At 37.9% G+C, this 12944-nt stretch carries 9 protein-coding genes; all 9 read right to left on the bottom strand.

Annotation, left to right across the window (positions count from 1 at the left end; translation table 11 throughout):
- Positions 1–39: 39 nt before the first annotated feature.
- The gene (locus BZ25_RS03140; RefSeq protein WP_121567380.1) at positions 40–975 is read right to left on the bottom strand and encodes an ABC transporter permease; all 936 of its coding nucleotides are present in this window, start codon (positions 973–975) and stop codon (positions 40–42) included.
- Between the two features lie 62 nt (positions 976–1037).
- The gene (locus BZ25_RS03135) at positions 1038–2069 is read right to left on the bottom strand and encodes an ABC transporter ATP-binding protein (protein ID WP_121567379.1); all 1032 of its coding nucleotides are present in this window, start codon (positions 2067–2069) and stop codon (positions 1038–1040) included.
- Positions 2059–3033 carry an ABC transporter ATP-binding protein gene (locus BZ25_RS03130; protein WP_121567378.1) on the bottom strand — a complete coding sequence of 325 codons (975 nt, stop codon included), beginning with the start codon at positions 3031–3033 and terminating at the stop codon, positions 2059–2061. Before BZ25_RS03130 ends, BZ25_RS03135 begins: the two co-directional genes overlap by 11 nt.
- Before the next feature lie 6 nt (positions 3034–3039).
- Positions 3040–4443 (bottom strand): ABC transporter permease, encoded by a 1404-nt coding sequence (locus BZ25_RS03125; RefSeq protein WP_121567377.1) that lies wholly within the window; start codon positions 4441–4443, stop codon positions 3040–3042.
- A complete protein-coding gene (locus BZ25_RS03120; RefSeq protein ID WP_121515164.1) occupies positions 4440–5489 on the bottom strand; it encodes an ABC transporter permease in 1050 nt (349 codons plus the stop codon). Before BZ25_RS03120 ends, BZ25_RS03125 begins: the two co-directional genes overlap by 4 nt.
- Positions 5490–5579: 90 nt before the next feature.
- Positions 5580–8087, bottom strand: coding sequence for an ABC transporter substrate-binding protein (locus BZ25_RS03115; protein ID WP_121567376.1), 2508 nt, complete (start codon positions 8085–8087; stop codon positions 5580–5582).
- A gap of 332 nt (positions 8088–8419) precedes the next feature.
- A complete protein-coding gene (locus BZ25_RS03110) occupies positions 8420–10096 on the bottom strand; it encodes an ABC transporter permease (protein ID WP_121567375.1) in 1677 nt (558 codons plus the stop codon).
- Positions 10097–10113: 17 nt separating this feature from the next.
- Positions 10114–11088: an ABC transporter permease gene (locus BZ25_RS03105; protein ID WP_237729766.1), complete on the bottom strand. Its 975-nt coding sequence runs from the start codon at positions 11086–11088 to the stop codon at positions 10114–10116.
- A gap of 76 nt (positions 11089–11164) precedes the next feature.
- Entirely contained in the window at positions 11165–12928 is a 1764-nt protein-coding gene (locus BZ25_RS03100) for an ABC transporter substrate-binding protein (RefSeq protein ID WP_121567374.1), read from the bottom strand.
- Between the last annotated feature and the right edge of the window lie 16 nt (positions 12929–12944).

Below are 12944 nucleotides of genomic sequence, written 5' to 3'. Positions count from 1 at the left end.
ATAGGGGAAGACAAAACTAAACTCTGGGCGGGATTTTATTCACTCTTTCCCGCCAACTTTTATTCTAGGGTCAAGAAATCCGTATATTAAATCTAAAATCACTATACCGCCGATGTATAAAAGAGTTGTAAAAGACAAATTCCCCAAAAGAACAGGAATATCATCCTGCTGAATAGCAGCCCAAAAAAGGTTCCCCATTCCAGGCCAATTAAATATACCTTCGAGGATCAATGCCCCAGAAAAAGAATCAAGCACAGATAAAACCGACATTGTTAAGATGGGTGGAGCAGAAGCTCTTAAAGCGTGCCCAAACAAAACTTTTCTTTCAGGAATACCCCTAGCCCTTGCGGAAATTATGAAATCATTCTGCAAATTTGCTAAAACTATATTTCTTGATAAATATGCTCTACCCCAAAAACGAAAAAAAACAAGCGTAGTTAAAGGTAGAATTAAATGATACACAATATCTGCAAATCTTCTTATTAATCCCTCAGGAGGTGGGATGCTGAAAATGCCGCCAGAAGGAAATATAGGTAATTTGAAAGAAAAAAACATAATCATTACCAATCCAACCCACCATGTGGGAAGACCATAAAAAATCATTGTAAGAATGGACGTTGTTTTGTCCATAAATCCTCCTGCTTTTTGAGCCTTTTTTATGCCCAAGTATACACCCAAGAAAATATCTATGATAATAGCCATAGTAAAAAGGAGCATGGTATTAGGTACTCTTTCTAAGATAATTTTAATGACGTCAGTTTCTCCTTTAAAAGATCTTATAGACATAGATTGACCGTAATTAAAAGTGATCGTATCGAACCAATCAGAAAAAATCTCAGGTAATATTGGCCCTTCCAAAAAATAGCTATAGTGGAGTTTAAACATGACGTTGAAAAGTACAGAATACACAAAAATAATAACAAAATAAATCATAACCCCCATTAGCATTCTTTTAAAAGCGTATCTCCAATACATAAATGTAACCACCTTTATATCTTTTCAGTAAAATTAAAAAACCCCACATTTGTGGGGATTTTTCAAACCTTTTCTACTTCCTGATCTATCTCTTTGTACCTGTAACAGGCAACGTAGTGACCGTTTGAATCTTCTACCAACTCTGGATCATCCACGTTCTCAAAACATTTAGGCTGTGCATAAATACACCTTGGATGGAATCTACATCCCTTTGGTATATTTGCAGCAGATGGGATCTCTCCTTTTATCGGTAATTCTTTTATTACGTTTTCTTTTCCAGGTAAAGGTTCTGGTACTGCTTCTATCAAAGCTTTGGTGTATGGATGTAAAGGTCTTTCAATTATTTCGTCAGCATCACCTAACTCAACTATTCTTCCAAGGTACATAACTGCAATTCTATCGCAAAAGTATCTAGCGGTTGATAAGTCATGAGTTATGTATAGATAAGTTAGTCCTAAATCTTGCTGAACATCTTTCATCATGTGGAGAATTTCTGCCCTAGTTGATAAATCGATCATAGAAACTGGTTCATCAGCTATTATGAAATCTGGAGAAAGAACTAAGGTTCTTGCCGTTGCAACTCTTTGCCTTTGCCCTCCACTGAGCATGTGAGGATATCTATCCATGAACTCTTCAGGGGGAGTTAATTTTACTTCATTTAGAACATTTTTTGCTATCTCTTCAATTTCATTAGGATCTTTGGTTTTGTTATGAATGATCAAAGGTTCCGCCAAAACATCTCTCACTCTAAACCTTGGATTCATCGAAGAGTAAGGGTCTTGAAAAATCATTTGCACATCTTCTTTATACTTCTTAATTTCGTCAGTGGAAGACAAAGAAGTAACATCTCCACCCTTAAATATTATTTGACCCTCTGTTGGTTCTTCTAATTTCATTAATAATCTACCCGTAGTTGATTTTCCGCAACCAGATTCTCCAATTAAACCAAATATTTCTCCCTTTCTTATATCAAAACTTACATTATCCACCGCTCTAACCCATCTTCGTTTCCCTTGAAACACTTCTGAAACGGTTCTTCGCAAGGGAAACCACTTTTTTAAATTTTTTACAGTCATTATGATTTCATCGTTCATCAAAACACCTCCAACAAGCTGCAAAATGTCCGGGTTCAATTTCTTTTAAAGGTGGTTCTTCTACTGTACATCTATCGAAAGCAACCGGACAACGCTCATGGAATCGACATCCACTGGGTGGATTGAGCAAATCAGGTGGTACACCAGGTATAAAGGCTAATTCTTCAACTTTTTTATGTAAACGAGGTGTAGCTCCCAGCAAACCTTTTGTATACGGATGTGCTGGTCCCTGGGGACCATAAATATGATGATTTTCTCCTATTTCAGCTATCTTACCTGCATACATCACCATTATCCTGTCCGCTACTTCCGCTTCAGTAGCTAAATCATGGGTTATAAAGATAAAAGACAAATTAAGATCCTTTTTTAGCCTTTTCAGAAGATTTATTATTTGAGCTTGAACGATAACATCTAACGCCGTAGTAGGCTCATCGGCAATAACTACTTTAGGCTCTAAAAACAACGCCGTTGCGATTACAACACGTTGTTTCATACCTCCAGATAATTCATGAGGATATCTCTTCAAAATATCCTCTGATAAACCCACCTGGTTTAAATATTTTTTAATTATAGCCAGAGCCTTTTCTTCTTCCATTTCCCTGTGAGTTTGAAGGGTTTCCATCATCTGTTTTTTAATGGTGTAAACCGGTGTCAAACTATTCATAGCCCCTTGAAAAACCATAGAAATCTTTTCCCATCTAACTCTCTTACGTAAAACAGATTCTTTTAAAGGGACTATATTTTCACCATCTATATTAATCTCTCCACTTACGATTTTGCCTGGAGGGCTGGGCATTCTCAAAAGACCCATGCCCAAAGTTGTTTTACCACATCCAGACTCTCCAACAAGACCTAAGGTTTCCCCCTCTCTGAGAGAGAAACTTACATCGTCCAATCCTTTTACCACACCTTTTCTTGTATAATAATACACTTTTAAATTTTTAACATTTAGAATTTCATTCATTCATATCTACCTCGTTCTCAATTTTGGATTTAAGATGGTGTCCATTGCAAAACCTAAAAAGGCAAAAGTCATACCTACTAAAGCGATAGCAATTCCAGGAGGTACAACCCACCACCAAAGACCGTTTGTTACGGCTCCACCGTTCATGGCATCGTGGAGAATCTGCCCCCAAGTAACTATGGTGGCATCTCCCAAACCAAGCAAACTAACGGTTGCCTCGTAAAGAATAGCGCTTGGAACATTGAGTGCCATACTTGCAAAGGCGTATGGAATCAAGATCGGAACCATATGTCTGAAAATTATTCTTCTATGTGAAGCGCCTAGAGCTTTTGCAGCTTCAACATATGTTTCTTCCTTTATTTGCAAAGCCATACTTCTTACTGTTTTAACAGGGCCTACCCAAAAAAACAAACTCATCATAAGAATAAGGCTCCAAATAGAGGGCTTAAATATTGCCGATAAAACAATTAAAACAGGAAGAAGCGGTATGTTGATGAATATTTCCCAGATTCTTTGCATTATAGAATCAACTATACCACCATAATATGCAGAAACAACTCCATAAACTACGCCTACTGACACTGAAATAGCAGATGTCATAAGCCCTATGAACAAAGCCCACTTAATGCCTGCTACCAATCCACTCCAAACATCTCTTTTAGAGTTATCTGTACCTAGTAAACCAGAAACACTTCCAGAAACAACTAACCTTGTATCTTGTATAGTAGTATCCTCAGTCATCTTTATTAAATTAATATTTAACTTATAAGTCCCATTTAATGGAGTTGGATTTGAAAAAAGCTCACCGTTGGCTTGTGAAAAAAGTACAGTATTTACGTCAACCCTTGGCGGTAAATTTTGTACATATCTTCTAGCAAAACTTTGAACGTTGTTATTTGCTTCATTAATAATCGATATTCTAAAGTCTTTTTCAGTATTCGAACTGAAACTTTTGTTTACCAAATTGATTTTATTACCATCTGGACGTTCCAACACAATATTCATACTAAAGTTGCCTTTAAAGGTCCCTCTATAAATTAAATCAACAGGGGGAACATCATAACCATACTCATATTCTATAACTGAACTTTGCATAGTTATTGGACCAGAAATATTTTGTTCTGTATATTCTAAATCCTCAATATATTCAGTCGGTGTATAATCTTTTTGAGAAAACCAATTTATCCAAACGGGAGGAACGCTTCGTGGGTTATCTTCCCAATATGTAATATCCCTCCACCTTGTAGAAGCTTCGGGAAACGGGATTAAAAATTGTTCAAAAACGACTAAAAATACAAAAAGGAGTAAAAGAATAATTCCAGCTATACCAAATTTAACTTGCTTAAACTCATCCCAAAAATCTTTTAATTGCTTAGCAACACGATTTGTTTTATTCTTTGTTTTATTCACGCTTTCCCACCAACTTTTATTCTAGGGTCTAAGAAACCGTATATCAAATCCAAAACCACGATACCAGAAATGTATATAAGCGTTGTTATGGAAAGGTTACCCAAAAGAACAGGGATATCGTTCATTTGAACCGCTGCCCAATAAAGGTTACCCATTCCAGGCCAACTAAATATACCTTCAAACACAAGAGCGCCAGAAAAAGAAGCTAACAGCGATAAAAGTGACATAGTTAAAATGGGAGGAGCAGAGGTTCTTAGAGCATGACCATATAAAACAGACCTTTCAGGAATCCCTCTTGCCCTTGCGGACATAATAAAATCCTCTTGAAGATTTCCTAGAACTATATTCCTTGTTAAATAAGCCCTTCCCCAGAAACCTATGAAAACTAGGGTAATTATAGGTAAAGCCATATGGTATAAAGTATCAAGTAATCTTCCAAAAAAGGTCGTTGGAGGAGGGACACTGTTCATACCTCCTGATGGGAAAATAGGTATTGCAAAAGCGAATAACATAATCATAACCATTCCAAACCACCAAGATGGTAGACCATATACCCCCATAGTGATTATAGAAGTAGTCTTATCCATCATCTTTCCAGCTTTCTGAGCCTTTCTTATGCCTAACCATACCCCTATTAGTATATCAATAATTATCGCGGTAGTAAACAACATCAAGGTATTAGGAATTCTTTCTAAAACTATTTTAAGAACGTCTGTTTCACCTTCAAAAGACCTCATCACAGTTGAGTTCCCATAATTGAAAGTCAACGTATCTATAGCCCTCCAAAAAATTCTGGAAAGTATAGGGTCATCTAAGTGGTACAATTGACGAAGCTCGCTGATCCTTCTCTGCCTGTATTCTACCAAATATTCAGGATCTGTTCCTACCTGTGACATTTTCATCATTTCACCGTTTACTTGCTCAACTATTTGACTATTTAACGTCTGATCCATGACCGTGTTAAATAAGGCTGAATATATGAAAATGACCACAACGTAGATAACAACACCCATCAATATTCTTCGAACAGCATATCTCCAATACATACGGTTAATCACCTCTGTATATAGTTCAACTTTTCTAAAAATAGGCTCCCATAAGGGAGCCCTTAAACTCTAAAATGACTTTTTGGAAGATTAATACACAACGATAGTTGTTGAATAAGTAGATGGAATTGCTCCTTCCGACCTTGCAGTTACTACAACCGCATAAGTACCAGGTTCTAATGTATTGAGCACGTCTCCAGGTATAGTTGCAACAAATGTTCCAGCTGTTTCTACGTCAGCCTTGAAAGTTTTTGGACCCTCCGGTGTGATCAATGAAACTTCCACGTCCCCTTGAGGAGCTGGGGAATATGTATCGTATGGATAAAGAACTTCAGATACATAGATGGTAACCGGTAGGTCTAACCCTCTTATAGCAGCAAAAGCAAGCTCTATACTATCAACGTTAAGTCTGACGGTTTCAAAGTATTCGTTCCAGTATCCACGTTCGAACGGGTATCTCTCATCTCTAACAGCAGTTAATTCAACAAAACGTGCACTTGGATCATATTGGGTCATCTTGAAAGGACCGTTCCCTATATAAGCATGGTTGTATTCATTAACAAAATCAAGTGCAGTTTGATATCTTTCAACAGCTTCGTAAGGTGTAATCATATCTTCAATGTAAACTGGTACGTACCTTTCATCGATCATCTTTTGAAGTTCTGCTTTAATATCGTTAACGGTTACAGGCTCAAGTACATCAACTTCGTAGATGTTTCCACCTGCTGCAGTTGATGAGAATGTGTATTCTCTTCCTGATACTCCTCCATGTTCAACCAATCTTGTCAAAGCTTCAACTATTTCCCAAGAAACACCTATTGGTTGTCCTGACATTGAGACTGACCAGCCAGGTGCTCCCCAAGAAGCTAAGTACATATCATCAACTGGGAAGTTGTAATTAAACCATACCGTTATTGAACCATCTTCATTTACTTTTCTTGCAACCTCAACTTCTAATCCGGGCATTGCCGAAGCTGAATAAGTCGCATCGTACCTTGAATCACCTTGTCCAGAATCAACTGAAAGGTCCCAAATATATAAAGGTTGATACATATAATCTACCAAGCTTTCAGATATTTCGTGATTCCAAACGCCGTATATTATATCGTAAGTACAAACACTGATAGATGTAACACCTGGTCCTACAGGTACCCATTTTTTACTGTCAGGATCAACTCTAAGAGCATCCTCGGGAACCTCTATTAAACCAACCATCTCACCGTTTGAATCAATTTCAAATTTGGTATCCAACGTATCCATCCTTGGAACAACTTTTGCAGGTGTAAGATCAGCTGAGGCTGGACTTTCAAACATCCCGTAGTCGTACATGTTCGATGCAACGTTTATGGAATACATATCGTTGAATCCATCTGTTCCTATTGGATCCCAGGCACCCATGAACAAAGATCCTTGGGCAGAGAATTGAGTGACTCTTAAAATTCTATCAACCGTATCCGCTGTTAAAATCGACCACTGATTGAGTCCATCTCCAAGCCCATATACCATTCGTCTGTTGAATCGATCTTCGTTGGCAACATAGAAGTCTTCTTGATAAGTCAGATATATTCTAACGGAATCTCTTATACCTAGTTCAGTTGCCCTCAGAATCATATCCCAATACTCTTCTTCTGTTGCAAAATTCCCTGAATAAACCTTTTGAGTTAGCTCATCGATCTCATCTTGTTCATAATTCCAAAATGTTGGCTCTTGACCTCCTGGCATATTAGCATACCAAGGTGCATACATTTGGGCAACAATGTGGTGCCAGTACTTTCTCGTAGCACCTGCACCCCAGCCTTCTGTGTACATATGCCATTGTAAGTCTGCAGGGTTTGAGTAATAAGCGATATCCACTGCTGCATATCTGTCTATTTCTAACCTTTCAACCTTTATACCAGCTTTTTCAATTTGATCGGCTATGTATCTACCTGCGGGCAACCTTCCTGTAGGATCATCTACACGAATTAAGAACTTCAATGTCACTGGTTGTCCATCAAAAGTCCACCATTGACCGTCTTTTACCAACCTTCCCTTATTTTCAGGCAAATTGGCAGCTTCATTCATAGCGTTTTCTATCATTTCAAGGGCTAGCTCTTGGTTACCTTCTGGAGTAAAACCCATATTTGCAGTTATATCAATGTAAGGTTGGGTCCCAGGTTGTCCGGGGGTTGCCATCGTATACATTACTCCACCTGCACCTTGAAGAATCTCGTCGACTAAATACTGTCGATTAATTAGGAAATTCAAAGCAAACCTTACTTCTTGAATCGCCAACGGGTTAAAATACTCAACACCATCGACATTCACCGTATACGGAGGTTCGTTTGGTATAGGATTGAGCAATAAAGACCATGAACCCGATGGAATGTTATAAATATCTAAGTTTTCAAGCACTGATTGGGGCAGAGAATTAATCACTGGAGCCCCCACACCGTATAAAAAGACATCTACGTTTCCAGCTGCGACATCTTGTATTGCGACGTCTTGTTGCATTCTCACATCGAAATACACCTTATCCGGCATAGGTCCCTGTTCTGCTAATGCAAAAGCAGAAATCAAAACAAACGTAACCAACAAAAAAGTTGCTACTTTTCTCATATTACCCCTCCTTTAAGATTTATAAAATCCTAATTGAAACCAACTTACCAACAACAAAACCAAAACTTAAAATTATATTATTACTACTTAACAATATTTTCTTTACCATATATAATTATAGTCAAGTTTACAGAGTTTGTCAAGTTAGAAAAAACTAATTAACAATAATCTAAGGTATTTATTGCCAATTATTCCCGAATAATGAAAAAAATTTCAATAATGCTAACTTTTTCAAATTTTCACTAAATTTCTTACCTTTTACAGAAAAATACAAACCAAATACCATAATAAAAAGCCCCACAAAATACGTGGGGTTTATATTAATTATAGAATTACAAGCCTAAGGCTCGTGGATCCAACGCATCTCTTATGGCGTCTCCAAACAAATTGAAGGCTAGAACCGTTATAATGATAAACAATCCTGGTAAAAGTACCCAAGGGTAACTGGTTAAAACTTGGATATCCTGAGCCTGGGAAAGCATCAAGCCCCACGAGGCTCCAGGTTCGGTTACTCCCACACCTAAGAAACTGAGACTAGCCTCACCTAAAATATATCCCGGTATAGATAACGTCGCAGAAACGATTACGTAGGTATAGGTATTTGGTAACAAATGGTTCCATATCACTTTTCTTGGAGGATATCCTAAAGCTATAGCCGCTTGAACAAACTCTGTTTGTTTCAAACCCATAGTCATTCCTCTTATAACCCTTGTCATACCAGGCCAGCCAATAAAAGACAAGATTACAACTATCAGAAGATACCGAATCTCTGGTGAGATACCTGTAGGCAACACAGCACTTAAAGTTAATATCAAATAAAGGCTAGGGATTGACATCAATATTTCCGTAAACCTCATAGTCACTTCGTCCACCCATCCTCCAAAGTATCCTGCCAAACCGCCTAAAAAGATACCTATTGTAAATGTTAATAATATTCCAATCAACCCTATAGAAAGAGAGATACGGGAAGCAAAGAATATCCTACTGAAAATATCCCTTCCATATTGGTCTGATCCCCATACATACAGTATCCCATCGTTTGAAAAATAATCTGATAACGAAGGTAATTTTGGTTTTTCAACTCCAAATAAATGTAAATTGGTTGGGAAAAGCCCTAAAAGCTTGTAATCCCAAGAATGAATAAAAAATTCAATAGGATAATTTTTTAAATTAACCGCTTGCAAATCTGAAGGGGTCAATACAACAGGTAAAAAATCAAAATAGACATATATCTCTTCCAAAGTCGCAAAAGTATCTATGCTAATAATTTCTTGATTTCTTATTTTAGGAGCGTATCTATAATCACTTTTGTAAGTATTAATTGCCATACTTCTGTTATCTTCGTTAACAACAATCGTCTCTCCACTCAGAAGTTTTGAAAAATTAACGTCATAAAGGCCATCTTCAAATGAAACTGGACCATTTAAGTTCTCTTCTTTTGTAAAATAAGATAAAGGAATCAAAGTCTGATCATATTTACGATTGGTTGATAATTCAATATATTCTCCATCTGCAGTTTTCGCCATGATAGTATTCTTAAATGTATAAGTAATATCTGAAACTGTTGCATTGTAGGTTGGATTGTATTCACCCAATTCAAAGGTAATTAACTCACCCGTTTCGGGATCCCTCGCCTTAATTACATCCAAATGGGTTGCTTCCACGTAATTACTTTGGTATGTTATTGGATCTCTCTCACTCATATACAGGTAAGTGTGAGGTCCGACTCTTTCACCTGTGAATAAATCCTTTCTATAAATCGTAGAAGGAGGGGCAAATCTATACTGAATATGGTTATTAAATGGATTCATTGGAGAGACAAAATCTGCAAATATAGCAAGTAAATATAAAATGATCAACACAACAAGTGATATCATTCCCAATTTGTGCCTTCTTAATGCCCTCCAAATAAGTGCAGGCGTTGACATGAATTCTCGCTCAAAAAGTTCTTCATCGTTTTGTGTGTTTTGGGGTGTGTTCTTCAAATTATCCTTCTGCTTTTTTCTCACTTAAAAATCCCTCCAATTTAAGCACTCATTCTTAATCTGACACGAGGATCAGATGCAGCAAGTAAGATATCAGCGATCAAATTACCAGTAATTAGTAGAATACCTTGCAAAAACAAATTTGCCATTACCAGGTAAATATCTTGCTGGAAGATCGCATCTCTCATCAAAGTTCCTAAACCTGGCCATGAAAACACATATTCCGTTATCAACGCACCACCCAATATCGAAGATAAACTGAATCCCAATGAGGTAATTACAGGATTGATAGCGTTTCTCAACGTATGCTTGTATATGACAACGTCTGAAGGCATCCCCTTTGCTCTTGCAAACTCTGCATAATCTTGGTTCATCTCATCTAAGATCTGCCCTCTCATAACGCGCATAGTTCCAGCAAGAGATGCCGTTCCCAATGTAACTACAGGGCCAGCAACATGCCAGAAGAAATCACCTATCTGTTTGTACCAGGGGAAATTAGCAAATTCTCGTGATAACATCCCCCCGATTGGAAATATTCCAGTATTTGCAGCCCACATTAACCATAATAACGCGAAAAAGAAGTTTGGAATAGAAAGACCTATCAACCCAAGAGTTGAAAGAGCTTGGTCAGTAAATTTGTATTGGTGAAGCGCTGCTGTTATTCCTAAAGGTATACCAATCCCCCAGGTAAATATAAAAGTTGTCACTCCCAATAAAAGTGTGGCTTCAAGTCTTCTCAACATCACTTGCCAAACATCTATTTTATAAACAAAAGAGTAACCCCAATCTCCCTTCATAATGTTTCCTAACCACAAGAAATACTGGGTTACAGGATTTTTATCCAATCCATACAATCTCTCTAATTCTTGAATCTGTTCGCGACTGATATTGGGATTTACTCTATATGTATCCAAAAAATCACCAGGTGCCAACTGCATTACAAAAAACGAGATAACCGATACTCCTAACAACACAGGTATAGCAAGAATAAGCCTTCTAATTATATATTTGAGCAAGATCACGAAGCCTCCCTACTATGATTTTAAAAAGGCAGAAGGTTTCCCTTCCGCCCTTTTTTAATAAACCTAAAAATTACTGTTCTTTCCAGGCGTACTCAATTTTCCACAGACCTGGTGAGTAGGAATAACCGTAAGGGTTGATCGTTCCATATTTTTCTACAGGATACAAATGCAACGTATTTTTATGTATGTTCAAGTAATTCTGTGAAATTGTGTAAACTAAGATCTGATTTTCCGCAACCAACATTTGCCATTCGTCCCAAAGCTCTTGGAGCTCATCTTTATCCAAAATCGAACGCTGAACTCTCATAATCTCATCAATTCTTTGCTCAGCAGGGTGTGCCCAATATTCATCTGGATCAACCCATTCCATAACTTCAGGAGACCAGTTCCAGAAGTGTAACCCACCATCTAACAACCAAACGTTTGTACCCCATCCAGGATCGTCTCCTCCAACTAATCCAATGATAATTGCATCCCAGTTAGCTGAGTACATTTTTTGAACCACTGCGTTGAATTGCATTGGCCTGTAATTAACTTTGATTCCAAGTTTCCCTAAGGAATCAACTAAAATAACAGCAATTTCGTTTCTCATCACGTTTTCACCATTGGTGTTCAATTCAAACTCAACAACGTTTCCATCCCAATCGACTAACTCGCCTTTCTCATTCCAACTAAAACCTGCTTCTCTTAAAAGTCTCTGGGCTGTAACAAGTGAATATCTGAATCCTAACTCCTCAATTTCAGGATTGTAGAAAGCTGAAGAATTAGTTCTTGGACCATAGCAAGGTACCCCTAAACCGTTGTAAAGTGTTTCTATAAGAGTTTGTTTATCAAAGGCATATGCTACAGCTTTTCTGAAATTATCGTTTCTGAACCATGCCCTATGAACAGGATCGGCTGCGTTGAAATTGAAAGCTATAAAGTTTGACCCGGCAGTAGCTGGACCTACTATTACATTCCAACCTTTTTCCTCGGCTTGAGCTCTCAAAGCTGGGAAATCCTTAGCTTGAGGACCGTGCATATCTATTTCTCCTGCCTCGAATCTTAATCTTTCAACATTAGTATCTGTCACTATTTCGAAGACAATTCTATCTAAGTAAGGAAGTTGGACCCCGTCTTTTGACTTTTCAAAGTAGTATGGGTTTCTTTCCAAAACTACCCTGACGCCTTCAGTGTACTCTGTAACTTTAAAAGGTCCGCCAACTACTATTTGATCAACTTGTTCTACCGTCCAAGTGGACTGGAAGGTTTCTGCATCCGTTACTTTATCCTCTAAAGCGTGTTTAGGCATTATGGCGAATCCACCGACTGTTTCAAGTCCAAATCTGAATACTGTAGGATATTTGAACATTATTCTATTACCTTCGACAGTCAATTCTGGAAGATTACCTTCAGCGTCCATATAAACATCGTTACCATCTGCGGTTAAATCTGGGACTATTATCTTCTCCCATGTGAAAACTACATCGTCGACGGTTAGTGGGTGACCATCGGACCATTTAACCCCTTCTCTCATCTCAAACCAGTAAAGTGTGCCTCCATCTGCTGTACGCTCAACACCCCAATCCTTTGCAAGCGATGGTTGTGTTGGTTGGCCATAAAAATCGCTGCTGAGTAACGATACACCACCTTGATTGATGATGATAGAAGATGATGTCTCTTGAGCCCAGTAAGTATTTAGAGTTTTTGGGCCAGAAGTTGTAGCAAGGTATAAGGTTCCACCCTTTTGACCACCTTCTACATCGGCGATAAGCCACTCGGGGTTGTAAGCTTCTTGCGCAAAAATCGTCAAAGCGCTTAAAGCCACTACTAAAAGTACCAACAACTTTCTCATGTGAATCCCTCCTTTA

Origin of the sequence: Petrotoga sp. Shatin.DS.tank11.9.2.9.3, assembly GCF_003665005.1 — a bacterium.
Taxonomy (GTDB): Bacteria; Thermotogota; Thermotogae; order Petrotogales; family Petrotogaceae; genus Petrotoga; species Petrotoga mobilis.
Note: the sequence above shows the minus strand (reverse complement) of the source record. Positions and strands in the feature narration are given on the sequence as shown.